At 54.8% G+C, this 25,563-nt stretch carries 25 protein-coding genes; 18 read left to right on the forward strand and 7 right to left on the reverse strand.

The genetic code is table 11. The features are described 5' to 3' along the window. Positions 1-5 precede the first annotated feature (5 nt). On the reverse strand, positions 6-1,412 hold the full coding sequence (locus tag M2407_RS15475) for an ATP-binding protein (protein ID WP_128865168.1): 1,407 nt from the start codon (positions 1,410-1,412) through the stop codon (positions 6-8). Continuing rightward, positions 1,409-2,077 carry a response regulator gene (locus M2407_RS15480; RefSeq protein WP_048760848.1) on the reverse strand — a complete coding sequence of 223 codons (669 nt, stop codon included), beginning with the start codon at positions 2,075-2,077 and terminating at the stop codon, positions 1,409-1,411. Before M2407_RS15480 ends, M2407_RS15475 begins: the two co-directional genes overlap by 4 nt. A 187-nt stretch (positions 2,078-2,264) precedes the next feature. Here M2407_RS15480 and M2407_RS15485 point away from each other — a divergent pair, with 187 nt between their 5' ends. Genes M2407_RS15485 through M2407_RS15495 form a run of 3 tightly spaced genes read left to right on the forward strand, consistent with a single transcriptional unit; the run spans position 2,265 to position 4,096 of the window. Further along, positions 2,265-2,498, forward strand: coding sequence for a hypothetical protein (locus M2407_RS15485; RefSeq protein WP_198640103.1), 234 nt, complete (start codon positions 2,265-2,267; stop codon positions 2,496-2,498). Between the two features lie 13 nt (positions 2,499-2,511). Next, on the forward strand, positions 2,512-3,324 hold the full coding sequence (locus tag M2407_RS15490) for a MipA/OmpV family protein (protein WP_128865166.1): 813 nt from the start codon (positions 2,512-2,514) through the stop codon (positions 3,322-3,324). Positions 3,325-3,349: 25 nt separating this feature from the next. Continuing rightward, a complete protein-coding gene (locus tag M2407_RS15495) occupies positions 3,350-4,096 on the forward strand; it encodes an SDR family oxidoreductase (protein WP_142814472.1) in 747 nt (248 codons plus the stop codon). Positions 4,097-4,147: 51 nt separating this feature from the next. On the opposite strand, the gene M2407_RS15500 is transcribed toward M2407_RS15495, so the two are convergent. Next, entirely contained in the window at positions 4,148-7,279 is a 3,132-nt protein-coding gene (locus M2407_RS15500) for a hypothetical protein (protein WP_259218551.1), read from the reverse strand. 333 nt (positions 7,280-7,612) lie between these two features. After that, positions 7,613-8,290, reverse strand: a complete 678-nt coding sequence (locus tag M2407_RS15505; protein WP_046372709.1) for a GntR family transcriptional regulator — start codon at positions 8,288-8,290, stop codon at positions 7,613-7,615. Positions 8,291-8,419: 129 nt separating this feature from the next. Here M2407_RS15505 and M2407_RS15510 point away from each other — a divergent pair, with 129 nt between their 5' ends. Genes M2407_RS15510 through M2407_RS15525 form a run of 4 tightly spaced genes read left to right on the forward strand, consistent with a single transcriptional unit; the run spans position 8,420 to position 12,488 of the window. Next, complete coding sequence (locus M2407_RS15510; protein ID WP_128865163.1) at positions 8,420-9,133, forward strand: DUF2848 domain-containing protein; 714 nt, start codon at positions 8,420-8,422, stop codon at positions 9,131-9,133. Further along, a complete protein-coding gene (locus M2407_RS15515; RefSeq protein ID WP_259218552.1) occupies positions 9,133-10,482 on the forward strand; it encodes an amidase in 1,350 nt (449 codons plus the stop codon). Before M2407_RS15510 ends, M2407_RS15515 begins: the two co-directional genes overlap by 1 nt. A 30-nt stretch (positions 10,483-10,512) precedes the next feature. Further along, positions 10,513-11,166, forward strand: a complete 654-nt coding sequence (locus tag M2407_RS15520; protein WP_128865161.1) for a DUF4286 family protein — start codon at positions 10,513-10,515, stop codon at positions 11,164-11,166. After that, entirely contained in the window at positions 11,163-12,488 is a 1,326-nt protein-coding gene (locus tag M2407_RS15525; protein WP_046372712.1) for an MFS transporter, read from the forward strand. The genes M2407_RS15520 and M2407_RS15525 overlap by 4 nt, the downstream gene beginning before the upstream one ends. A gap of 40 nt (positions 12,489-12,528) precedes the next feature. On the opposite strand, the gene M2407_RS15530 is transcribed toward M2407_RS15525, so the two are convergent. Further along, on the reverse strand, positions 12,529-13,137 hold the full coding sequence (locus M2407_RS15530; RefSeq protein ID WP_048760837.1) for an HD family hydrolase: 609 nt from the start codon (positions 13,135-13,137) through the stop codon (positions 12,529-12,531). A 183-nt stretch (positions 13,138-13,320) separates the two neighbouring features. On the opposite strand from M2407_RS15530, the gene trhA reads away from it, so the two are divergent. Further along, the gene (gene trhA / locus M2407_RS15535) at positions 13,321-13,995 is read left to right on the forward strand and encodes a PAQR family membrane homeostasis protein TrhA (RefSeq protein ID WP_020828479.1); all 675 of its coding nucleotides are present in this window, start codon (positions 13,321-13,323) and stop codon (positions 13,993-13,995) included. A gap of 164 nt (positions 13,996-14,159) precedes the next feature. After that, entirely contained in the window at positions 14,160-14,657 is a 498-nt protein-coding gene (locus M2407_RS15540) for a DUF2165 family protein (protein WP_020828478.1), read from the forward strand. A gap of 57 nt (positions 14,658-14,714) precedes the next feature. Here the strand turns inward: M2407_RS15540 and ygfZ are convergent, their stop codons facing one another. Then, positions 14,715-15,701 (reverse strand): tRNA-modifying protein YgfZ, encoded by a 987-nt coding sequence (ygfZ, locus tag M2407_RS15545; RefSeq protein WP_201896034.1) that lies wholly within the window; start codon positions 15,699-15,701, stop codon positions 14,715-14,717. Between the two features lie 322 nt (positions 15,702-16,023). Here ygfZ and sdhE point away from each other — a divergent pair, with 322 nt between their 5' ends. From sdhE to creD, 5 genes are all read left to right on the forward strand, one after another. After that, positions 16,024-16,290, forward strand: coding sequence for an FAD assembly factor SdhE (gene sdhE, locus M2407_RS15550; RefSeq protein ID WP_020828476.1), 267 nt, complete (start codon positions 16,024-16,026; stop codon positions 16,288-16,290). Further along, positions 16,271-16,693: a protein YgfX gene (locus M2407_RS15555; RefSeq protein ID WP_020828475.1), complete on the forward strand. Its 423-nt coding sequence runs from the start codon at positions 16,271-16,273 to the stop codon at positions 16,691-16,693. Before sdhE ends, M2407_RS15555 begins: the two co-directional genes overlap by 20 nt. Continuing rightward, the gene (gene creB, locus M2407_RS15560; RefSeq protein WP_129984121.1) at positions 16,693-17,388 is read left to right on the forward strand and encodes a two-component system response regulator CreB; all 696 of its coding nucleotides are present in this window, start codon (positions 16,693-16,695) and stop codon (positions 17,386-17,388) included. Before M2407_RS15555 ends, creB begins: the two co-directional genes overlap by 1 nt. Next, a complete protein-coding gene (gene creC, locus M2407_RS15565; protein ID WP_046372715.1) occupies positions 17,385-18,803 on the forward strand; it encodes a two-component system sensor histidine kinase CreC in 1,419 nt (472 codons plus the stop codon). The genes creB and creC overlap by 4 nt, the downstream gene beginning before the upstream one ends. An 84-nt stretch (positions 18,804-18,887) precedes the next feature. Continuing rightward, positions 18,888-20,252, forward strand: coding sequence for a cell envelope integrity protein CreD (creD, locus tag M2407_RS15570; RefSeq protein ID WP_259218554.1), 1,365 nt, complete (start codon positions 18,888-18,890; stop codon positions 20,250-20,252). Between the two features lie 36 nt (positions 20,253-20,288). On the opposite strand, the gene fldB is transcribed toward creD, so the two are convergent. Then, positions 20,289-20,807 carry a flavodoxin FldB gene (fldB, locus tag M2407_RS15575; protein ID WP_020828471.1) on the reverse strand — a complete coding sequence of 173 codons (519 nt, stop codon included), beginning with the start codon at positions 20,805-20,807 and terminating at the stop codon, positions 20,289-20,291. 107 nt (positions 20,808-20,914) lie between these two features. On the opposite strand from fldB, the gene xerD reads away from it, so the two are divergent. From xerD to prfB, 4 genes are all read left to right on the forward strand, one after another. Beyond that, positions 20,915-21,814: a site-specific tyrosine recombinase XerD gene (gene xerD, locus M2407_RS15580; RefSeq protein WP_020828470.1), complete on the forward strand. Its 900-nt coding sequence runs from the start codon at positions 20,915-20,917 to the stop codon at positions 21,812-21,814. A gap of 27 nt (positions 21,815-21,841) precedes the next feature. Next, positions 21,842-22,558 carry a bifunctional protein-disulfide isomerase/oxidoreductase DsbC gene (gene dsbC, locus M2407_RS15585; protein WP_020828469.1) on the forward strand — a complete coding sequence of 239 codons (717 nt, stop codon included), beginning with the start codon at positions 21,842-21,844 and terminating at the stop codon, positions 22,556-22,558. Between the two features lie 6 nt (positions 22,559-22,564). Beyond that, on the forward strand, positions 22,565-24,298 hold the full coding sequence (gene recJ, locus M2407_RS15590) for a single-stranded-DNA-specific exonuclease RecJ (protein WP_259218555.1): 1,734 nt from the start codon (positions 22,565-22,567) through the stop codon (positions 24,296-24,298). 166 nt (positions 24,299-24,464) lie between these two features. Continuing rightward, positions 24,465-25,563 (forward strand): peptide chain release factor 2 gene (gene prfB / locus M2407_RS15595; protein ID WP_104410945.1). Its coding sequence is split into 2 segments (ribosomal slippage): positions 24,465-24,539 and positions 24,541-25,563, totalling 1,098 coding nucleotides; the frame shifts between segments, so codons are not numbered across the junction.

A 25,563-nucleotide genomic window follows, 5' to 3' on the forward strand; every position in this document is an offset into this window, starting at 1 on the left:
GGGGGTTAGTTCTCCGTCGGTATCAGGTAACTTTCCGGTAGGTCGATGACAAACCCGATGCCGCGTTCATCAAGCCCTTCGGTGATCCTTAGCTGCGCCCCGATTTTATCGGCCAGGTTTTTGGCAATGGCCAACCCCAGGCCGCTACCGGTCTGCTGGACGCCAGGCACGCGATAAAAACGCTCAAACAGGCGTTTTTGGTATTCCCGGCTCACGCCGGGGCCATTGTCACGCAGGGTAATATAGCAGCCCAAGGGGCACAACGAACGGATGTTGGCTTCGATCCTGCCGCCGGGCGGTGCGTATTTGATGGCGTTTTCCAGCAGGTTGGTAAAGATGGTGATCAGCGAATGGCGATCGGTATCGATCACCACGTTTTCACTGCCCTCGAGCGAAAGCTCAACGTTCTTCTCCATTGCGTAGGGCACGTGTTGAGCAATGCATTTGCTGATTTCTGCGTAGATATCCACTGCTTCAATCTTGAGCGGAAAGTCTTCCGACTCCAGCTTGGCCAGATCAATCAGCTGGCGCGACAGCGATGCGGCGCGATCCAGCCCCTGTTGCATGTCGCCAATAATTTCCTGCCGTTCGGTTTTATCCGCCACCTGGGTCAGCAGGTGCAGCTGTGCCAGCACGGCGGCAATCGGGGTGCGCAGTTCGTGGGCGGCATCCGCCATAAAGCGTTTTTCCCGCTGGTTGGCGGCGTCGATACGCGTCATCAGCTTATTGATTTCCAGCACCACAGGCCGAATTTCCTGATACTGCGCGCGTACATTGATCGGCGATAAATTGCCTGGTTTACGGTCAGAGATGGTACGGGCAATTTGCCGCAGCGGCCGCAGGCTGAAGTAGGCGGTGATCAGCAGCGTGACAATGATCGCCGCCAGGATCACCAGCAAAGGGATCGCGGTGCTTTCCGCCGGATTGCCGAAAATGGTGGTCCGGTTGTCAAAGGATTCGCCGACAATCACCCGATATTTTTGTTTATCGCTCCAACTGCCGGCGATATGCCACTTCACGTTGGCGTAACTGATGGTGCCGGACAGCACTGAAGGGGGCAGGAATAATGCTTTGTCCTGTTGCGGCGAGGCGTAGATCATCCGATTACTGCTGTCGTAAACAACGAATAACGGGCGATAATCTATCTCGTCTTGCATACCGTTTTTAATCGAGTCGATATACATGACTTCGATATCTTTAATGATATCGGTGTAATTTTTGTCGGTGATATCAGTCTTATCGAGAATATTGGCGATGCCTTGTGCGACAATACGTTGCTGATTATCCAGGTACTTTTCAGCATCTGGATAATAAAGGTATTTTACCCAGCCCAGCAATATTCCCCAGAGCACCAGTATGGCCATTACCTGGAAAACAATGGTTCGCATGAAAAAGGATTTGAAGCTAATCATCCCTGAGACTCTTTTTTCAATAAATACCCTATGCCGCGTACGGTAATAATTCTCTCCTTGCCAATTTTTCGTCGCAGATTATGCATGTGCACCTCAAGAGAATTACTTTCTACATTATCGCCATTGCCGAACAGACGCTGTTCCAGGGCGGCCTTACGCACCACGGTACCGGCGCAACGCATCAGTTCGTGCAACAGGCGGTACTCTTTTTTCGACAGCAGCAGTAGTTCGTCGTCCAGCGTAACCTGGTGGTTCATCGGGTCCAGATACAGGTTGCCCAGGCTCCAGGTTTGGGAGGCAAACCCCGCCATGCGCCGGTTTACCGCCTTTACGCGGGATATCAGCTCAGGCAGGGCAAAAGGCTTTGCCAGAAAATCATCTGCGCCGGAATCCAGGCTGTTGACCAGGCTTTCAATGCGGTCACGGGCGGTGAGAATAATGATCGGAATATTTTGGCCGGCAGCGCGCCATTCGATCAGTTTTTTCAAGCCATCGCCGTCTGGCAGGGTGAGATCCAGCAGCATTAAATCAAAGCTGCCCTCAGACAATTTATGTTGTGCATCATGGACTAGCCGCACCCAGCACAAATCAAACCCGGCCAGCTCCAAAGCACGGCACAGGGCTTTGCCCAATTGCAGATCGTCTTCCACAAGCAATATGTTCACTTGATATCCGGTTTATGTCACGGCGCTGGCGGCTATATAACTACAACCGCAAGGGGAAGACAACGACGTCATCCCGTTTGTTCGCTCCTTCTTAAGCAAACCTTAATCTGGGATTAATTTGACGTTAAGGGAGCCCCGTCCTTTTTCAAGTACGCTCGACTCTGAATAAATCATTCAGGTGGAAAAAATGCGTATCGACAATCTTTCAATGAAGGCTGCCCGCTTAGGCGCAAGTTTATTGTTGGTATTGACCATGCTGTCTTTCCACGTCGATGCGCAAGATGGGGATCGTGGCGGCCCATTGTTACCCACCCTGCCTCTTATTCAGCATACGGAGTCATCGGATTTTTATAAAAGCTTAAAACCACGCATTAAAAAACAATTGCGGCGCCTGGTGGCGCTACAACCCTTTATTAAATAATAAGGCAGATACGGTGAAAAATACCCTGGGTTATTCCGCGGCCACGTTATTGGTGTTATTCCCTCTGCAGGGGCTTACGCAAGATGGCGCAGAGGCGTCATTGAAATTCAGCGGCGGCATGGCCGTGGCGCCGGACTATCAGGGAGCTTCCGACTACAGTGCGGTGCCGCTGTACGATATTGAGGCCGGTTACGAGAAGTCTGCCTGGGGTGACTTCAGCCTCGGGCTGCAAAACGGTGCTCGCTGGCAGCTGCCGTTATCCGGGCCCTTCGGTATAGCCCTATTGGCTGGTTATGACGGTGGACGTGATGAAGAGGTGAAAACGCTGCGGGGTCACAACAAGCGGCTGAAAGGCATGGGCGATTTGGGTGGCGCTTTTGAAGCCGGTATTGAGCTGAGCTATAAATTTGACCCTTTTCGCACTTACGTTAAGGGAATGCAGGCCACCAAAGCACGGCGTTATGGGGATGAGGACCTGGGGCATACTGCATACGTCGATCTGGGTATCGCGGCAGTTTATCCGCTGAGCGAGGCATTGACGTTTTCAACCGATTTGAGCACCACCTGGGCCAACAAGGGTTACCAGCGTGGTTATTTTGGCGTGACGCAGCAACAGGCGAAGCAAACGTCATTCGCCGCGTATCGACCGGGTAGCGGCTTTAAGCAAGCCACGCTTACCGGCGTGCTGAACTACCAATTGACGCCAGAAATTGCCTTTCAGGGCGGTGTGAGTCTCTATACTTTGTTGGGCGACGCGGCCAAAAGCCCGATCGTCGAGAAAAAAACGGCCGGCATCGCCTTCCTGAGCGCCAGCTACAGTTTCTGACTTCCCAACCAGAGAAAGGAACGACATGACGAAAGTTGTATTGGTTACTGGCGCCAGCCGCGGCATTGGCCGCGCCACGGCGTTGTTATTGGCCCGACAGGGTTATGCGGTGGGCGTTAACTATCTGAAAGATGAGGCCGCGGCGGCGCAGGTGGTGGCGGAAATTGAAGCCATGGGCGGTCGTGCACTGGCACTACGGGCGGATGTCGCCGATGAAAATCAGGTGGTGGCGATGTTCAATGCACTGGATGTCGGCCTTGGCCCGATCAGCGCGCTGGTTAACAACGCCGGTATCTTGTGTCAGCAGACGGGGATTGAGCAACTGACCGCCGAGCGCATCAATAAGGTATTGAGTACCAACGTTACCGGTTATTTTCTCTGTTGCCGTGAGACGGTGAAGCGCATGGCGCAGCGTCATGGCGGCCAGGGCGGGGCGATCGTCAATGTCTCTTCCGCTGCCGCGCGCCTCGGCGCTCCGGGAGAATACATCGACTATGCCGCCTCCAAAGGGGCGGTAGACACGCTTACCACCGGGCTGGCGCTGGAGGTGGCTGCGCAGGGCATCCGCGTAAATGCCGTGCGGCCAGGGCTGATTTATACCGAAATGCATGCCAGCGGCGGCGAGCCGGGGCGCGTTGATCGGGTAAAAAGCAGCCTGCCGATGCAGCGTGGCGGCACCCCGGAAGAGGTGGCGGAAATCATCGTCTGGTTACTGTCCGATGCCGCTTCTTACGTCACCGGCAGCTTTATTGAAGCCGCCGGCGGCCGCTGATGAAATAATAGGGAAAGCGTGTCGGAATATTCTTTCCCTGTTTTTAGGAAGCTAGCCAATCAATATAGATTCCTGGGGCATCTCAGCTACTCCGCTGACTTCAATTTTCGGCGGGGTATAATGTGCCAGTTTTAGGGTGTCACTGACGGTCATGTTCCCCAGTGAAAAGACGATGTCATTGCTATCGAAGGAATGGTTATTATTGCTATCAATAATGACAAAACTGTTATTGTCGAGTTTCAGTACGCCAACTTGGCTTAGTGAAGTTTCACTGGCGCCATGGGTTGCCACCGACAGTGTTTTACTGAACAAGTCAAACGCATTGGCAGTAGGGCTTAAATCCAGTGAGTTAAACAGTGCAGCCGCCTCTCGTAACGAATATTCGCCATAGCGGGTCATAGCGTAGTCACCCTGAGTGGAAAATATCCATGGGTTGGAGGTATCACCCACAATAAATTTATCATCATTATGGATTGTTGGGGTGGTATCACCACTTGACTCTTTAGCTTTGATCGTGACCATGTTATTAATGTTACTTTCTTTAAAAATAATAGTGTCGCTGTCAGATTGATTGTTTATCTCACGTGTGATAGTCGTGTTTCCCTGAATGTTAAATGTGTCATGTTCTGTCGAACCAACCACATTGAGCTGGTATCCAGAAAGCTCACTGACTATCGTTGCGTATTTTAAAGAAGATGATTTCAAAAGCTCATACAGCGCTCCGCCACCTGTGCCCCCTTTCTCAACCAGAAGATTGACTGGGGTGTCGGAATTATCGATGCGAGTCAAATGGTTGCTGAAATCGTTTTTGATGATCAAGTTAAGTTGCTTGTTTCCGGAAATGCTGACAGCCCCAATCGAATTTTGATCGCCAGCTAACCGCAGAGTATTTTCAGCCGAACCGTTTGACTCGATATTGATATATCCGTAAATACTGTATGCAGGATCAGGGCTCTGATATTGTTTTATAGAAAAACTCAAAGTTCCAGCATCAATCTTATCGATATGTTCACCATTGAATTTAATTGTCATCACTGGGGTAGTGCGCATATAACGATCGTCATACAGATAATTAAAATGAACCTTGCTATTAGCCGTGGCGTCGCCCAGTACGCTGAGCGTTCGGAAACTGTAAGTCAGCCCCCATTCGTCTACTGGCATATTTATCACTGTGACATTGTCCGCGAAGCCGGTTAAAGCCAAACCAGAATCACCGGTTGCATATTTCCAGAAGCTGCTGGGGGGGCGGGAAGCCTGTGTTAAGTGGTCAACGTTGGCGTATTGGGTATTATGGATACTGGCAAGCGAGCGTATGACACCGATGTCAAAAACGTTTTTCCCTTCTGTCGCCACCAGATGACCATCAAGATAAATGGAGCCGGTTCCTTTGTAGTTGGCCAGGTCTATCACTTGGAAATACGAAAAATTGTTGATATTGCTTTCTATCGTGCCATTTATTTTACCGTTCTCTGCCGTTGTCAGATAAATATCCTTGGTCAGAAAATTAGCAGAAATCATATTGTTATGATTGTTATCCTCTTCGAGAAGAGAACCACTGGCTTTAAAGTCCTTGCTGACAGTATTAGCGCCACCTGCGGTGGCGTTACCCTGCCAGAGTAACCAATCGACGCCTTGGCCCATCTGAATTTCTGACTTGGCGTTGATCATATCGGCGTTGGGTGCGATGAATATTCTATCTTCTCCATCGGAGCCAATAAATGAGACATGCGTGTTCTCGATGATGATATTTATCGGGTTATCGGCATGGGTTTTATTTTTACTGAAATCTAAAGTGCCTTTTTTGTCACCGGTGACTCTGAGTAATTCAATGTTAGGTAGAAAGTAAATCGGAATTTCTGTTTCAATATTTATTTTAATTTCAGCATTTCTTAATGCGTAGAGCTCGACATTTGTGAGCGTATGTTGACTTTGGTGATTAATGTCACCGACCAGTTTGCCATTATTATCTATAGTTAGTACAGCATTTTTTGTGTATCCTAATGTATCGGCGATTTTTTCATAGCTCTTGGCGTTGTATACCCACCCTCGATTATACTCGCCGGCTTCAAAATTCAAGAAGGTTTCAATTAAGATGCTGTTTGCTACATAGGCATCCTTACCGCTTTTTTCCCAGATTTGATCCTTAACGAAGGTGCTTAGTGTGGTGTTAAATAATTGGTGATAGGTTTGCTCCCAATATACTGCCTCGGAAAATACTGGGGTTTTGGCTAGTTCGCGTAGTAGATCTGCTGTGCTTAAACCGGCAGCCAGCTGTTTACTGTATGATTCTAGCGTAGCGGCATTCATCGTATACCCCGTAATTCCATAATAAAGTGAAGCTACAGTTTCTAAATATTTATTCTCAGGTAATTCACCTGGTTGATATACATGAGTGGCTGACAGGAATTGTTTTTTTGCAGCGGAATTTTCACTGGATGTATCGTTGCGAATATCATTTATCATGTTGACGACAGTGTCGCCGCGGGTTAATGTATGATTATTCAAACCTATAATGTATTTGTTTATATCACTTTCCGTTGCTGTCTTCTTAAACGTTTCCTCAAAAATTCTTTTTATGAAGTCGTGGTTGTTTAATGATGTTAAATAATCTCTAGTATTAACAAATAGATCAGCAATCTTATTTATGTCGCCGGGCCTTTCTTCCAGTTTATGACCCCAGAAATTTATACCGTCAGCCACCATGGCGGAATGCAATACATAATAAATAGCCTGAACATCTGCGGCACCGGAATAACCAGAAATATTTCCAGTATAGGATGGGAATAAAGTCTGCTCAATGGTCGTCTCCAGCGTTTTTTGCTGGGATAACACAGCAGGGTCATCACCCTCATAGCCACGTAATGAGTTCACCATATTGGAGGTAAGTTGGCCTAAAGTTACACCGCTATCAAGCTGTGCCTGCAGCGCAGAAAGTTGTTCTTCATTGGCGGCGACGCTATGGGTATTATGATAAATATATTGAATTTTTTCAGCATCATCGAGTGCGGCTAGCCGCGCTTTTCCGTCGTCAGCGTTGATGAAAACGTTGGCCATGCTGGAGGCGGTTAGCTCTCCGGTATGCAGTTTTTTTGCGAAGTATTCGAGAGTTGCCCTGTCAGCATGCTTACCTAAAACACCGAAATAAAGTGCGGCGACATCACGTTGTAATGATATGAAATTCATGTGTATTATCCCCAGATAAAATAATGAAACCCACCTTCATTTAAGTGCAAAAATGCAGATTAGCAAGGTAGCGGCCTATTAATTTTATGATGTGAATAAATCAACAATAATTCGAAGTTTCCTGTAATTTTGGTGATTATTTCCTATTTAATAATTTCGTATTTATTCTTTCCAGAACAGCTACTCCGCTAATAAAAACGGGCGGTAACTCTCGGATGAATACAGGTGATATAGATACCTAATAAAATGTCATGCAAACGCTCACAGGGCGAAATGTTTGCATGACAACGTTCTGCGCGTCAGCCATGGATGCAAGGTAGTCGAAACGGTGGCTTATCCTTCGTGCAGTAGCGCACTGCGGAATGAGAGTATGTGCGCCTGCGCCGCATTGGCGGCTGCATCATCGTCCTGCGCGGCCAGTGCGGCGATAATCGCCCGATGCTCCTCTATCACCTCTCGCATGTGGCCTTCGCGTGATAGCGTGCTGGCCCAAAAGCGCTGTGCTCGGGCATGCAGTACGCTCAGAATGTCGGCCAGCATATTATTACCGGCGATTTGCGCCAACTGCTGGTGGAATTGATGATCCAACGTCATCATTTTTACTCGATCGCGTTGCTGACTGGCGGCTTCGATTTGTTGATTGAGATCCGTAAGCTCGGCGATCTGGGGGGCCGTAATTCTCTTGCTCGCCAACCGCATACACAGCATTTCATTGGCCAAACGTACTTCAATCAATTCCAGCGCATCATCCATCGAAAGCGGCGCAACCATCACCCCTTTACGCGGGATCACCTGCAGCAATCCTTCATTGGCCAGCCGGTGGATCGCCTGATTGATCGGCGTTCTGCCCATGTCCAGCTCGCTCATCACCTGAGCGGTATTGAGATATTCACCAGGTTTATAACTTAACGTCACCAGCGCCTGCTTAAAGCGTCGGTAGGCGAGTTCATTCAGTGACAGCCCGGCTTCCTCTGCCGTCGGGAGTTCCGGGCTCTCTGCGTCAAGGGTCATCACGTTCTGCTCCTGCAAGACGAAAGTTTTTAGACATAGTACACAAAAACATGGCACGGAAATCGCTTATTTGGTAACTAAAGATATAGTGAAATTTCACAGTATTTTAACCAAAGAGGCACAAACGCCATGAGACTGACCTTTACTTTACCCGAATCCAGCGGCACTGGGGTGTTGGATGTCGAGATCGATCACCTGGTGATTGCCGGCTGGACCGGCCGGGATCGCGAGGCGATCCTGCACCATATCAGGGAGCTGGCCGAGCTCGGCGTGCCCCAACCCAGTGCAATTCCTCTGTTTTACCGGGTGGCGGTTAACCAGCTTAGCCAGAGCGAACGTATTGAAGTTATCGGCAATGCCAGCTCCGGCGAAGCGGAACCGCTGATCTTCACACATCGCGGTGAATTGTATGTCTCGCTGGCCTCGGATCATACCGATCGTCAGTTGGAGGCGCACAGCGTGGCCCTGTCCAAACAGCTCTGCGTCAAGCCGGTGGCTCGTGCCGCCTGGCCGTTGCGTGAGGTGATCGCGCACTGGGACTCGTTGATCCTGCGCTCGTGGATCAAGGAAAACGGCGAATTCCAGCTCTATCAGCAGGGCCGTCTGGCCAGCCTGCGTACTCCGGGCGATCTGCTGGATCGCTACCTGAGCGGCCAACAGTTACCGGAAAGTGGGCTGACAGTGCCGCAGCCGCAAGACGGTCTGGCGATGGCCTGCGGTACGGTGGCGGCGATTGGCGGCATCCGGCCGGCGACCGAATTCCGTATGGAACTGGTGGATGAAGTGCTGGGGCGGACCATCAGCCACCATTACAGCAGCATTGAGCTGCCGGTGGTGGCCTGATGAAAAAGCTGACGTTATCCCAGGCCGCTTCAGGCCTGGCCAACGGCGAATTTACCGCCGCGCGGTTAACCGCTGACGCATTGTTGAAAATTGCGGACGAGCAGGGAGAGGGGCGGCGCACCTTTACTCATGTGTATGCTCAATGGGCTCAGGAGCAGGCCCTGGTGGCCGATCGGCGGCGTGCCGCGGGTAACCCGTTGTCGGCGCTGGACGGCGTACCGGTGTCGGTCAAAGACCTGTTTGATGTTGCAGGGGAAGCCACCGCGGCCGGGTCGCGCGTACTGGCCAGTGCGCCAGTGGCTAATGCCCATGCCGCCGTGGTGGCGCGTTTGTTGCAGGCGGGCGCGGTGGTGATGGGCAAAACCAACATGACCGAATTTGCCTATTCCGGGCTGGGGATCAATCCCCACTACGGCACGCCCGCTAATCCCTGGGATCGCAGCGCTCGTCGTATTCCCGGCGGTTCGTCCTCGGGGGCTGCGGTGGCGGTGAGCGACGGCATGTGCTTCGGCTCGATAGGTAGCGACACCGGCGGTTCGGTGCGGATCCCGGCGGCCTTCTGCGGCCTGACCGGCTATAAGCCCACCGCCAGCCGCATTAGCAGCGGCGGCCTGCTGCCACTTTCCCCTTCACTGGATTCGATAGGCGTAATTGCTCATGACGTTGCCGGGTGCCTGGCGCTGGATACGGCAATCGCCGATCGGCCGCTGCAACCGCAGCAGAAAAATTTGAGTCAGGCACGCTTCGCCGTCCCGCAAACCCTGGTGCTGGATGGCCTGGATCGGGAGGTCACCACCGCGTTTCATCTCAGCCTGCAACGTTTGACGCAGGCTGGGGCGCAAATTGAATTTATTCCCTGTCAGGAGTTCGCCGAGCTGGCGGCGATCAATGCCGACGGCGGTTTTAGCGCGCTGGAGTCCTGGCACTGGCACCGGGCGTTGATTGCCGAACATGCCGATGCTTATGACCCCCGGGTGCTGTCACGCATTCGTCGCGGCCAAACGCTGGATGAAAACAACCTGCAGCAATTACGGTCACAGCGCGCCGATTGGCAGCGGCGGGTGAGTGCCGCAGTGCAAGGATTCGATGCGTTGCTGATGCCGACGGTGCCCTTCGTTGCCCCGACCCTTGCCGAGTTGGAAGCAGATGAAGAAGCCTATTTCCGTATCAATGGCGCCGTGCTGCGTAATCCTTCGGTGATCAATTTCCTCGACGGCTGTGCATTGTCACTGCCGTGCCAGCAGGCCGATGCGGCACCGGTTGGCCTGATGGTGGCCGCACTGCCTTTGCATGACGAAGCGCTGCTTGGGTGGGCGCTGGCAATCGAACGCTGCCTCGCCGGCGCGTGATTTTTACTTTGAGCTAACAGGAGAGTCCCCATGACCGGTTCCCCGAACGGAATGCTGTTTGTCGCAACAGATATCGCCACGCAGGATGAGGCGGATTTCAATCAGTGGTACGACCGCGAGCACGTGGAAGAGCGAGTACGGGTGCCTGGTTTTTTGTCGGGCACCCGTTATCAGGCGCTGCACGGCGGGCGTAAATATCTTGGCCTGTACAAAACCGAATCACTGGCCAGTTTTACCTCAGCGGCCTACCGCGCTGCGTTTACCCAGCAAACGCCCTGGTCGGTGGCGAGCCTCGATAAAATGCGTGACCCGATGCGCCGGGTGTGTGCGGTGGAGGCGGTGACCGGTCAGGGCTGCGGCAGTTACCTGGCTATCGTTAACCTCGCACCGGCGCAACCGGGGGTATTGAAAGCCAGCATCAGCCATTTGGGGGCTCTGCTGGCCGAGCAACCAGGCTTTGTGCGCAGTAGCCTGCTGTCGCCGGACGCAGAGCTCAGTTCGCCGTTGCCGAAAGAGTCGCGTGAGAATCGCCATCTGTTGCCGATGCTGCTGATCGAAAGCAGCAGCGCCGAGGCTGGCCAGCGGCTGAGTGAACTGGCCTGCCGCCAACTGAAAATCCCCGCTGCCGAAGCCCTGCATTATGCCCTTGGCTGGCAACTGACCACTCAGGAGCTGTCATCATGAGCACTTCAACCACCGAAACGCCGACCTTGAACCTGTCCGCTGACGACTCTGCCGCTCACCCACCGAAAACCGGCAGGCTGGCAGCCGCCAGCTCTATCGGCACCGCGTTGGAATGGTACGATTTCACCGTTTACAACATCATGGCGGCGCTGATTTTCAATCACGTATTTTTCCCGTCTTTCGACCCGCTGGTGGGTACCATTCTGGCGTTTTCCACCTATGCGGTCGGTTACGTTTCAAGGCCGATTGGCGGCATCGTGTTCGGTCATCTCGGCGACGTGCTGGGACGGCGCTTTGTGCTGGTGACGACGCTGGTGATCATGGGCGTGACTACTGCGCTGATGGGGCTGTTGCCCGGTTACGCCAGTTGGGGCATCTGGAGCCCGCTGCTGTTGGTGACGCTGCGCTTTATTCAGGGGATTGCGTTGGGAGGCGAATGGGCCGGTGCGGTACTGCTGTCGATGGAGCACGGCAAACCGCACCAGCGGGGGCGCAATGCCTCCTTTGCTCAGGTCGGTCCTTCCTGCGGCACGCTGATTGGCACCGGCCTGATCACGCTGGTGACGGTGGCGATGTCGGCAGAAGATTTCCAACAGTGGGGCTGGCGTATCCCCTTCCTGCTGAGCCTGGTGCTGGTGGTGTTTGGCCTGTGGTTGCGCCGTGGGGTAGGGGAAACGCCGGCGTTTCTGAAACTGGAAGCTTCGAAGGACGTTACGCATGCGCCAATCCGTGAGGTCTTCACCCAACATCGGCGTCCGCTGTTGATTGCCGGCGGTTCACGTATCGGCTCCGACGTGCTCTATGCGCTGGTGGTGGTCTTCACGCTGACCTACGTCACCACGGTGCTGAACCTGCCGCGCCCGCTGGCGCTGACTGCCACCATGCTGGGGGCGATCGGCAACGCGATTACCGTCCCCATGTTTGGCGCACTGTCGGACCGTTTTGGCCGCAGGCCGGTGTATATCGGCGGAGCGCTGGCGGCGATGGTATGGGCGTTTGTGTTCTTCGTGCTGCTCGACAGCAGCCAGCCGGTGCTGATCTGCCTGGCGGTGGTGGTCGGTTTATTGATCCATGCGGCGATGTACGGCCCGCAGGCGGCATTTATCACCGAACAGTTTCCGACAAGGGTGCGCTACGCCGGTTCGTCATTGGCCTATACGCTGGCGGGTATTATCGGCGGTGGGTTTGCGCCGCTGATTATCGCTTCGCTGTTCAAGTCCTACGACAGCACGCTGGCGATCTCGGCCTACGTGGTGGTGGCGTTGCTGATCACGTTGTGGGCGGTGATTGCCGCAAAGGAAACGGCGCACAAGCCGCTGTGAAGGTGGGGCCGGGTGAGGGATGCACCCGGCCTGCATCGAGTTACTTCAACCAGCCCTTGCGCTGGGCGTCCTGCAGGTGGTGCAGCAGGTGTTTCCACAGCTCAGGGTAAACTTCTTCAATCATCGTATTGCGTGACAACACCTGTTCCAGGCTGATGCCGTTTTCGACCCAGCTTTGGCCTTCATTATGCAGGTTCATCAGCATCGGCATGGTGCGGTCCAGCACCAGCGCAAAGCGTGCGTCAGCGCTCTCGCCATCTTCATATTCCTGCCATAAAGCGGTGAAATACTCGCGTTGAGCGTCCGGCAGCATACCAAACAGGCGCCGTGCCGCGGCAACCTCTTGATCGTGGATCGCTGCACGTGCCGCCAGATCGTATACCAGCACGTCGCCGGCATCGATCTCAACGATGTCATGCAGCAGAGCCATTTGGATCACCCGCTGAATATCTACGTCTTTACCGGCGTAAGGAGCCAGACTCATGGCGCCTACGGCAAAGTGCCAACTGTGTTCGGCTGAGTTTTCCTGGCGTTGGGTGCCCAGCACCTTGGTGCGGCGTTGCACGCTTTTCAACTTGTCGATTTCCATCAGGAACTGGATGACCTGGGTCATGGAGCCGAAATCTAACGCGGGTACAGCGGATGACATGGTGTAAACCTCAAGGTAGATGGGTTGAAGCGGATCGATTGTAGACCAGTGAGCGGGGGATTTCGATGGTTACACGCGTACACAGTTTTATTTTAGCGTACACGTGTACACTGAAATTATTCTCAGTTAAGCTGCTTTGCGGTAATTTCGAACAATGTTGAGCGTTTTGAGGGGTTGTGCTTTATGGGAAAAACGGGCGTAGTGAAAGCCGGGACTGAAAAAATCGCCGCTGCGGCCTATCCGTGGGCGGAGGAGATAGCCAACAGCATCAGCCACGGTATCGGGTTGGTTTTTGGCATTGTCGGCCTGGTATTGCTACTGGTGCAGGCGGTCGACAGCGGTGCCGATGTCACGGCCATTACCAGCTACAGTCTTTATGGCGGCAGCATGATCCTGCTGTTCCTGGCCTCCACGCTGTACCATGCGATCCCCCATCAAAAGGCCAAGCATTGGCTGAAAAAGTTTGACCACTGCGCCATTTACCTTTTGATTGCCGGTACCTACACGCCGTTTCTGTTGGTGGGGTTGAACTCACCCTTGGCCAAAGGGTTGATGGCGGTTATCTGGGGCCTGGCGCTGCTGGGTGTGCTGTTCAAACTGGCGTTCGCCCACCGTTTTGAAGCACTGTCGCTGGTGACCTATCTGACCATGGGCTGGCTGTCGCTGATCGTGATCTATCAGTTGGCGACGCGTCTGGCCTTAGGCGGCGTGACGCTGCTGGCGGTCGGCGGCGTGGTTTACACCCTGGGGGTGATTTTCTACGCCTCGAAGCGATTCCGCTTTGGACACGCCATCTGGCATGGCTTCGTGCTCGGCGGCAGTCTGTGCCACTTTATGGCGATTTATCTTTACGTCTGACGTGCACCCCTGCAGCGTTAGTATCATGTTGATTAAGCGTTTCTTTTAAGTTAAAAAAGAGGCGCTTGTTTCTTTCGGGTATCCAGCAAGCCCATTTTTCTGTTTATTCCTGAGCCCGACTTTGCACCTTCGGTGTTTACGTTAATCTTTCAGGACTCATCAATATGATTATTCGCTTATCCAAAGCGCTGCTGGTGTGCGCGATTGCGCTATTTGCCACCCTGGTGGCTTTCGGCAATATTACGGATTACGGTTCCAACTTCGCCTTTGTGCGTCATGTCTTTATGATGGACACCATTTTCCCAGATGCCACCATCACCTACCGTTCCATACAGTCTCCCTGGCTGCATCATGCCGGTTACATCGGCATTATTTTCTTGGAAAGCCTAACGGCACTGCTCTGCTGGGTGGGCGGTGTGCGCCTGCTGTGTGGTCTGAAACTGCCCGCCGTGGCGTTCAACAGAAAGAAAAAACTGGCGGTGGTGGGTCTGACGCTCGGTTTTCTGACCTGGCAGGTGGGGTTTATGTCGGTGGGGGGCGAATGGTTCGGCATGTGGATGTCGAAACAATGGAACGGAGTGCCGGACGCCTTTCGGTTCTTTGTCACCATTATTCTGGTGCTGATTTACCTGGTGCAACGCGATGGGGAGTTAGACGAGTAACGGATATGTCAGCAGGGGCGCAACAGGCTGCGCCCCCAGATAAAGCCGGGAGGTACTCTAGGCTTCCAGTGAATACGGCAGCGGTCTGATCGCCAATTCGCTGGTGGCATCATCGCGCACGCGTAGCTTGCTGTCGGCTTCCAGATCGTTATTCAACACCACCTGTACCCACAGCGTGCCGTCGGCAAGTTTGGCGGCGCTCAACACCGTGCCGGTACGGCGCCAGTTTTCACCCAACTGCAGTTCCAGATCCTCGGCCGGCTGCGGCACCCGTCCGGCTTTGCCTTCCAGCCAGTACAGCGCCCGCTTGTTGGCGCCGCGGAATTTGGCGCGCGCCACCATTTCCTGACCGGTGTAGCAACCTTTGCTAAAGCTGATGCCTTCCAGTGCCTGTAGATTGGTGGCCTGTGGGATCAATTGCCCGCTATTGGCGGCGTCAATGACCGGATAACCGGCTTCGATATCCAGCGTCAGCCACTGTTGGCTGTCGTTGAGTTCCGCCTGTTCGTGCAGCCTGGCGACCAGTTGTTCGGCTACCGCTGCGGTGGTAACCAACAGAAAACGTTCCGCCGGTAAAGTGAAGTGCAGCAGGGTGGTTTCACCGTCCTGCACCACCGGATGTTCCGCGTCCGGCAGGCTGTTGAAAATACCCGTCAGCGCCGCACGCGCCTGAAAACCGGCTACGCCCAGCAGCACCGCTTCGTTATCGGCGGCGATGGTGAGTTTGGAAAACACCGCATATTTTTTGATTTCAGCCAGTTGGCTGTCCAGCACGCTGCGGCGTTCCAGATAGGCAAAGCCTTCGCCACGGTGGAACAGACGCAGGTTGCTCCACATTTTGCCTTTGGCGTCGCAGTGGCCGCACAGCACGTGCTGGTCCGCCGCCAGCGCTTCGATGTCAGCGGTCACCTGGCCCTGAAGGTATTTTACCGTGTCGGGCCCGTTCAGCGTCACCAGTGCCCAATCTTCCAGCGAGATTAAGGTCAGGGGCAGATGGGAAGAGGCGGAAGGCTGACGGGGTGGAAATGGAATTTTATACGCCATAGTAAGATCCTGCTTAACGTTAGCTTACCTGAAGGTGTGTTGGCCCCATGGTAAAAGAGGCGGCGGGCTTTGCAAACTGTTATTCACGCTTGTCGCTGCAGCAGCGCTTTTTTTGACATTTAGCGCTTAATTACGTTTTAGGCAGAGAACGTCCTTCCCGGCGAGTATGTCAAATTGTTACTCTATAGGCTTGCGGCCAAAGGTTACCCTTGCAGACAGATCTTTGGCTGATGGAATTATATCGCGCCGGTGTTGCCATACAGTGTGTCGGTTGAACCCTGCGATGGCGTTGCCACGCTGAAAAGAGGTTAGTCATAACAACATGGATATTAATAACAAAGCACGTATTCACTGGGCTTGTCGCCGTGGCATGCGTGAGCTGGACATCTCGATCATGCCGTTCTTCGAATATGAGTACGATCGGTTGAATGACACAGACAAAGCGCTGTTTATCCGCCTGCTTGAGAGTGACGATCCCGATTTGTTCAACTGGCTGATGAATCATGGCGCTCCGCAGGACAGTGAACTGCAGAGAATGGTGACACTGATCCAGACGCGAAATAAAGACCGTGGCCCAGTGGCGATGTGATGTTCGTATTTCCTGGCGCACCCAGTTACTTTCGCTGTTGACGCATGGCGTTCTGATCCTGCTGATCCTGATTTCACCCTGGCCGGAAGGCTACGGGCCAATCTGGCTGGTGTTGCTGACGCTGGTGGTGTTTGAATGCATACGTAGCCAAAAACGCATTGCGTCGCGTCAGGGGGAGTTACGCCTGCTGGAGAACCAGCGTGTGGGCTGGCAAGGCCAGGAATGGCAGTTGGTCAAGCAACCCTGGATGCTGCGCTTCGGTATTCTGCTGACGTTGCAACCGATGCAGGGGAAAAAGCGTCGTCGCTTATGGTTGGCCTCCGACAGCATGGCCAAGGCCGAATGGCGACATTTGCGCCAACAGCTGTTGTATCCGCCGGCCAGTGATGATGAGGAACCCTGATGAAGCCGACGCTGTGGCTGGTGGAGGATGAACCCAGCATTGCCGATACGCTGATTTATACCCTCGAGAGCGAAGGCTTTCAGGTGCGCTGGTTCGAACGTGGCGAACCGGCCTTGCAAGCATTGGCGCAAGGGGCGCCCGCGTTGGCTATCCTCGATGTCGGCTTGCCGGATATCAACGGTTTTGAACTGTGTCGCCGTCTGCTGTCGCAGGCGGCGGATTTGCCCATTCTTTTTCTTACGGCTCGCAGCGACGAGCTCGATCGCCTGATCGGGCTGGAAATCGGTGCCGACGACTACGTCGCCAAGCCTTTTTCCCCGCGAGAGGTCAGCGCCCGCGTTCGTACCATTTTACGTCGTTTGCAAAAACAACAGCGCTTGCAGCAGCCCACGCTGTATAGCTTCGGCCCCTTTGGGCTGGATGAACCGGCGGCGACCATTTATTACCATCAGCAGCCGTTACCGCTGACCCGCTATGAATTCCTGCTGTTAAAAACCTTACTGCTGGCGCCCGGCCGGGTATTTTCCCGTCAACAGCTGATGGACAGCGTTTGGGCCCAGGCGGAAGAGAGCCTGGACCGCACTGTCGACACCCATATCAAAACCTTGCGCGCCAAGCTACGTCAGATCGATCCGGGCGAACCGCCCATTCATACGCATCGTGGCTTGGGCTATAGCGTGAGCCGCCAACCATGAGAATAGGCCTGCGCCTGCTGCTGGGGTATTTCCTGATTGTGGCGGTCGCGGGCTATTTCGTGCTGAGCATTTTCGTGCAGGAAGTGAAGCCTGGCGTGCGGCGCGCAACCGAAGGCACGCTGGTGGATACCGCCAACCTGCTGGCGCAAATCGCGCGTCTGGACATGCAGCGTACCGACGTCGCACACGGCCAGTTGGCGCAGGCATTCGCCCAACTCAATCAACGGCCCATTGGCGCCAATATTGCCGGTATTCGCAAAGATCGCAGTGAATATCATGTCTATCTTACCGATCGGCAGGGTAAGGTCATTTTTGACTCTAGCGGCAGGGCACTGGGTCAGGATTATTCTCGCTGGAATGACGTGTATCTGACGCTGCGCGGCCAGTACGGCGCCCGCAGTACGCGAAGTGATCCACAGGATGAAAACAGCTCGGTGATGTATGTCGCCGCGCCGGTGCTGGAGCAAGGCAAGATAATCGGCGTGCTTAGCGTCGGAAAACCCAACAGCACCATGGCGCCGGTGATCAAACGCAGCGAACGCCGCATTCTTTGGGCAGGGGCACTGCTGCTGGGCATTGCATTGCTGATTGGTCTGGGTTTTGTCTGGTGGATTAACCGGTCGATTGGTCGATTGGTGCGTTACGCCGACGGCGTCGCGCAAGGTGAAAGCGTGCCGCTGCCAAAAATGGGCGGCCATGAGCTGACGCAACTGGCGCAGGCGCTCGAAAGCATGCGGGTGAAGCTGGAGGGCAAAGCCTACATCGAACAGTATGTGCACACTCTGACCCACGAGTTAAAAAGCCCCTTGGCGGCGATCCGCGGCGCAGCGGAGCTGTTGCAGGAGTTCCCACCCCCAGCTACCGCTCAGCGCTTTCTGACCAATATCGAACAACAGAGTACGCGCATCCAGCAACTGGTGGACAAGCTGCTGGTTCAGGCGCGGCTGGAAAGCCGCCCCGGGCTGGAACCGGCGCCGATCGCGATGGCGGCGTTGGTGCGTCAGGCGGTAGCCGGCAAGGAAGCGCAGGCGGTACGGCGCGGTATTTTATTGCAGGTAGACGCTCTAGAAGAGATCACCCTGACCGGCGATGGGTTACTGATCGGCCAGGCATTAACCAATTTGCTCGACAATGCGCTGGATTTCACCCCCGCGGGCGGCACGATCAGCGTGCGTGGCGAACGCGATGAAGGCCATTACCGGATCACCGTCAGCGACGACGGCAGCGGTATCCCGGATTACGCGTTGGACAAAGTGTTCGAGCGTTTCTATTCGCTGGCACGGGCCGACAAGCCGAAAAGCAGCGGCCTGGGCCTGAGCTTTGTACAGGAAGTGGCGCGTTTGCACCGGGGATCTATCCGGTTGCACAATCGTCAACCGCACGGCGTGGCGGCTATTTTCACCTTATCTCTCTGACTTCACTTTCCCTTCACATAACCACATCCTGCTTTCACCGAAGGCCATTATCGTGGCGCCATTACCTACAAGGAGCGCGCAGCGATGATGAAATCGGTACTGTTTTGGAAAATAGCCACCCTGCTGGGATTGATGATTTTGATGATTATCCCGGTGACGCAGTTAATGAATGTGATTGAAGAGCGCAGCGGCTACCGCCAGAGCGTGGTGGGGCAGGTAAGTGAAAGCACCAGCCGCGCACAGCGTATTTTGGGGCCGTTGATTGTCATTCCTTTCACCGAAAGGGAAGAGAAGACCGACGATAAGGGGCAGAAAGTGGTGCAAATGGTCAGACATCATCGCTATCTGCTGCCGGAAAACCTGCAGGTGAACGGCAAGCCGAACGTGGAAGTGCGCAAGCTGGGGATTTACCAAACGCAGGTGTACCAAGGGCCGCTGAAGTTTCAGGTGAAATTCGGTCAGCCGGATTTGAGTGACCTGCAACGCAGCAATGTCGTGATTGGCCAACCTTTCCTGTTGGTCTCGTTGAGTGATTCACGTGGTATCAAGAGCATCTCGCCGCTTATCAGCGCGCAGTCGCAGACGACCTTCGAACCGGGCACTCAGGTAAACGTGTTGCCGCAGGGGATCCATGCTCCGCTAACATTGGCTTCGCTGCAGAAATCCGGATTGGATGCCGATTTCACCCTTACGCTGGCGGGAACCAGCAGCCTGTCATTGGTGCCGCTTGGGCGCAGCAGCGAATTGACGCTGCAGAGCAACTGGCCGCATCCGAACTTCCTCGGCAACTTCTTGCCGGACGAGCGCAAAGTAACGGAGAAAGGATTTAGCGCCCGCTGGCGCAGCACCTGGTTCGCTAACAATATCAACAGTGCTTTTCACTACGATGACGGGATCCTCGACGAAGACAAACTGCCGGCTTTTAGCACCAGCCTGATCGAGCCGGTAGATCACTATCAACTGACCGAACGCGCGGTGAAATACGCAGTGCTGTTTATCGGCCTGACGTTTATGGCGTTCTTCCTGTTCGAAACCCTGACCGGGCTGCGGGTGCATCCGATTCAATATCTGTTGGTCGGTGCGGCGCTGGTGCTGTTCTACCTGATCCTGCTGGCGTTCTCTGAGCATTTCGGTTTCGCCACTGCCTATCTGCTGGCCAGTCTCGCCTGCAGTGGACTGATAGCCTTTTATCTCAGTGCGGTTCTGCGCGGCCGGTTACGCGGTACGCTGTTCGCCGCCAGCCTGCTGATGCTGTATGGCGTGCTGTACCTGCTGCTGCAGTCGGAAGATAACGCATTGGTGCTGGGCGCGGGGCTGCTGTTTGCGATTTTGGCGGGGATTATGCTGTTGACGCGCAAGCTGGACTGGTATCAGGTGGCCGACCCGGCACGTTTGAGCGGCGAGACGCCAGCAGGAGAAGAGGAAAACCGCTTCCGGTTGTGGAAATAGGCAAGCAATTGGGCGCGGCAACCGCGCCCAAAGGCATTACAGCAGGGGTTCCATTTCCAATAGGATCTGTTCGCACCACTGCTGCATGCGGTCTTCACTCATGTCGTATTGGTTCACATCATCCAGCGCCAGGCCGACAAAGTGTTTGCCGTCGGCGCTCAGCGGTTTAGGGCTGGTGAACTCGAAGCCGTCGATGGGCCAGAAGCCGATAAACTGCACGCCGAGCGGGGCGATATGATCGTGCAGCATGCCGAGTGCATCGAGGAACCATTCGCCATAACCGAGTTGATCGCCCATGCCATACATGGCAACGATTTTCCCTTTCAAATCCAGCGTGGTCAACTGCGGCCAAATTGCTTCCCAGTCTTCCTGCAGTTCACCGAAGTCCCAGGTGGGGATGCCGAGGATCAGGATGGAGTACTCTTCCATCAGCTTGGGAGAGACGTCTTTCAGGTTGTGCAGGTCGACCAGGTCTTCACCCAGAATCTCACGGATTTTTTCTGCCGCCATCTCGGTGTAGCAGGTGCTGGAGCCGTAAAACAGACCAATCTTCATGTGTAAACCGTTTATATTGCCGTAGGTAGAATTGCGTCGAGTATACCCGATTTGTACCGGTTTAAGGCATAATGCCTGTGGCATAAACGTAACAAAGAGAGGACCGCGTGCAACAGCAAGATCATGCGTTGATTGAGCAATTCCTGGATGCGCTGTGGCTCGAACGCAATCTGGCAGAGAATACGCTGGCCTCTTACCGGCTGGATCTGCAGGCGCTGGTCGCCTGGCTGAACCAACAAAACATTTCGCTGGTAAAGGCGCAGGCGCTGGATCTGCAGGCGTTTCTCGCCGAACGGGTGGAGGGCGGCTACAAAGCTACCAGCTCCGCGCGTTTGCTGAGCGCGATGCGCCGCCTGTTCCAATATTTGTACCGTGAAAATATGCGCACCGACGATCCCACCGCGCTGCTTGCCTCACCTAAGCTGCCGCAGCGGCTGCCGAAAGATCTCAGCGAAGCGCAGGTCGATGCGTTGCTGCAGGCTCCCTGTGTCGATCAGCCCCTGGAACTGCGTGATAAGGCGATGCTGGAAGTGTTGTACGCCACCGGGTTGCGGGTCTCCGAACTGGTCGGGTTGACCATCAGCGACGTCAGTCTGCGCCAGGGCGTGGTGCGGGTGATAGGCAAAGGCAACAAGGAACGGCTGGTGCCGCTGGGTGAAGAGGCGGTGTACTGGATCGAAAATTATCTGGAACACGGCCGCCCGTGGATGGTCAACGGCCAGGCGCTGGACGTGTTGTTTCCCAGCAATCGTTGCCAGCAAATGACCCGACAGACGTTCTGGCATCGTATCAAACACTATGCGATCCTAGCGGGTATAGACAGCGAGAGGCTGTCGCCGCACGTGTTGCGTCACGCATTTGCCACCCATTTGCTGAACCATGGGGCGGATCTTCGTGTCGTACAGATGTTGCTGGGACATAGCGATCTCTCGACCACGCAAATTTATACGCATGTAGCGACCGAAAGACTTAAACAGCTACATCAACAGCACCACCCGCGTGCCTGACACGCCGGGTTCAAAAGGATTGGAAGAATGAAGAAAGGTTTAATGCTGCTCTCTCTGCTGGTGGCTTCTGTAACCGGCGCGGCCCATGCCGACGATGCGGCAATTCAAAAAGCGCTTGGCAGCCTGGGCATTCAGCAGGCGGATGTGCAGCCTTCACCGGTGAACGGCCTGAAAACCGTGCTGACCGATAACGGCGTTCTGTACGTGAGCGAAGACGGCAAACACATTCTGCAAGGCCCGCTGTACGACGTCAGTGGCAAAGAGCCGGTCAACGTCACCAATCAACTGCTGACCGGCAAATTGGAAGCGCTGAAAGATCAGATGATCGTTTATAAAGCGCCGAAGCAAAAGCACGTGATCACCGTGTTTACCGATATCACCTGCGGCTATTGCCACAAGCTGCACGAGCAGATGAAAGAGTATAACGATCTGGGCATTACCGTCCGCTATCTGGCGTTCCCGCGTCAGGGGTTGAATTCCCAGGCCGAAAAAGACATGCAGTCCATCTGGTGTACCGCTGATAAAGCCAAAGCTTTCGACCAGGCAATGAAAGGCGACGCAGTGTCCCCGGCAACCTGTAAAACCGACATCAGCAAACACTACGCGCTCGGCGTGCAGTTCGGCATTCAGGGTACCCCGGCGATCATTTTGGAAAACGGCATGATGATCCCGGGTTATCAGGGACCGAAAGAGATGGCCGCCATGCTGGACGCACATCAGACCGCAACTAAAACCGGTGGTTAATCGCCGGTGAGCATCAAAACACAACTTCGCCGCCGTGAAACGGCGGACGGCAGCCATTTGCCTGCCAGCCTGCATCCGCTGCTGCGCCGTTTATACGCGCTGCGCGGTGTGAAGGCGGAGCAGGAGCTGGAGCGCAGCGTCAAAGGCATGCTGCCCTGGCAGCAGCTGGACGGCATTGATACCGCCGTGGGGATCCTGCAACAGGCATTGGCCGATCATCGTCGCATCATGGTGGTGGGGGATTTCGACGCCGATGGCGCCACCAGTACCGCCCTGACGGTGCTGGCGCTGCGCAGTATGGGTGGCAGTGCCGTCGACTATCTGGTGCCCAATCGCTTTGAGGACGGCTACGGCCTGAGCCCCGAAGTGGTGGAGCAAGCGGCGACGCGCGGTGCCGAGCTGATCCTGACCGTGGATAACGGCATCTCTTCTCACGCGGGCGTCGATGTGGCGCACGCTAAAGGCATACAGGTGCTGGTGACCGACCACCACCTGCCGGGAGAAACCCTGCCGGCAGCGGAGGCGATCGTCAACCCGAACCTGCGCGGCTGCGAGTTTCCGTCCAAATCCCTGGCCGGCGTCGGGGTGGCTTTCTACCTGATGCTGGCGCTGCGTGCCCGGCTGCGGGACAGCGGCTGGTTTGAACAACGGGCGCTGGCGATGCCAAATCTTGCCGAACTGTTGGATCTGGTGGCGCTAGGTACGGTTGCCGACGTGGTACCGCTCGACGCCAACAACCGCATTTTGGTGTATCAGGGCCTGAACCGTATTCGCGCCGGCAAGTGCAGACCGGGCATTCGTGCGCTGCTGGAAGTGGCTAACCGCGACGCGCGTCAGCTGGCGGCCAACGATCTTGGTTTTGCATTGGGCCCACGCCTCAATGCTGCCGGGCGGCTGGACGATATGTCGATTGGCGTGGCGCTGCTGCTGAGCGACGATATTGCGCAGGCACGTATGCTGGCTAACGATCTGGATGCGCTCAACCTGACGCGGCGCGAGATTGAGCAAGGCATGCAGGTTGAAGCCTTGCAGCTGTGCGACCAACTGGAACGCAGCAGCACCACCTTGCCCTACGGGCTGGCGATGTACCATCCGGAATGGCATCAGGGCGTGGTGGGGATTTTGGCTTCACGCATCAAGGAACGCTTCCATCGCCCGGTGATCGCGTTCGCGCCGGCGGGCGAGGGCATTTTGAAAGGCTCCGGCCGTTCGATAGCCGGTCTGCACATGCGCGATGCGCTGGAACGGCTGGATACGCTCAATCCTGGGCTAATGATGAAGTTCGGTGGCCACGCCATGGCGGCCGGACTGTCGTTGGAAGAGGCCAAATTCGACGAGTTCCGCCAACGCTTTGGCGATCTGGTCGGAGAATGGCTCGATCCGGCGATGCTGGAAGGGGTTATCTGGTCTGACGGTGAGCTGGCTTTGCAAGAGCTTTCGCTGGAAACCGCCGAGCTGTTGCGTGAGGGCGGTCCCTGGGGGCAGGCTTTCCCCGAGCCGACCTTTGACGGCAAGTTTCGCATTTTGCAACAGCGGCTGGTGGGTGAAAAACACCTGAAGCTGATGGTCGAGCCGCTCGGTGGCGGACCGCTGCTTGACGGTATCGCCTTCAACGTGGATACCACGCTGTGGCCAGACAGCAGTGTGCGTGAGGTCGAACTGGCTTACAAACTCGACGTCAATGAGTTTCGCGGCAACCGCAACGTGCAGCTGTTGATTCAGCATCTCTGGCCGCGTTGATTCGCACTTCCCTTTAGCCGGGGTTAGCCTGCCTCGCCCCGGCCACATTTCTTGCCCACAAAAACTGAGCAACTCGCTATAAACTGACGCCTGGATCCGATAGAATTACCGGTTCTAATGGCATTTCGCCATCGACGACATCTAACGAAAAAGAACGCTAAAAACCATGTTTGAAATTAATCCGGTAAAAAACCGTATTCAGGACCTGTCCGAGCGGACTGCCGTTCTTAGGGGGTATCTTTGACTATGATGCCAAGAAAGAACGCCTAGAAGAAGTCAACGCGGAGCTGGAACAGCCTGACGTCTGGAACGAACCCGAGCGCGCACAGGCGCTGGGTAAAGAGCGCGCGGCGCTCGAAGCCATCGTTGAAACCATCGACCAACTGGAGCAAGGTGGCGAAGATGTCACCGGCCTGCTGGAATTAGCGGTGGAAGCCGACGATGAAGAAACCTTTAACGAAGCCGTCATTGAGCTTGATCAACTGTCTGCCAAGCTGGAGCAACTAGAATTTCGTCGTATGTTCTCTGGTGAATACGACAGTGCTGATTGCTACCTGGACATCCAGGCAGGCTCCGGCGGTACCGAAGCGCAAGACTGGGCCAGCATGTTGCTGCGCATGTACCTGCGCTGGGCCGAAGCCAAAGGCTTTAAAACGGAAGTGATTGAAGAGTCCGACGGCGACGTCGCGGGGCTGAAATCTGCCACCATCAAGATTATCGGCGACTATGCGTTTGGCTGGTTGCGTACTGAAACCGGCGTACATCGCCTGGTGCGCAAGAGCCCGTTCGACTCCGGTGGCCGTCGTCATACCTCCTTCAGTTCGGTGTTTATCTACCCGGAAGTGGAAGACGACATTGATATTGAAATCAATCCGGCGGATCTGCGTATCGACGTATATCGCGCTTCCGGTGCGGGTGGTCAGCACGTAAACAAAACTGAGTCGGCGGTGCGTATTACCCACTTACCGACCAACATCGTAGTGCAGTGCCAGAACGACCGTTCTCAGCATAAGAACAAGGATCAAGCGTTCAAACAGCTGCGTGCCAAGCTGTATGAGTTTGAGATGCAAAAGAAAAATGCTGATAAACAGATGATGGAAGACAACAAGTCGGATATCGGTTGGGGCAGCCAAATCCGTTCATACGTGCTGGATGATTCCCGCATCAAGGATTTGCGCACTAACGTTGAAACGCGCAACACGCAGGCCGTATTAGATGGCGACCTGGATAAATTCATTGAGGCAAGTTTGAAAGCCGGGTTATAA

Origin of the sequence: Serratia sp. BIGb0234 (assembly GCF_024809915.1) — a bacterium.
GTDB classification, from domain to species: Bacteria; Pseudomonadota; Gammaproteobacteria; order Enterobacterales; family Enterobacteriaceae; genus Serratia; species Serratia liquefaciens.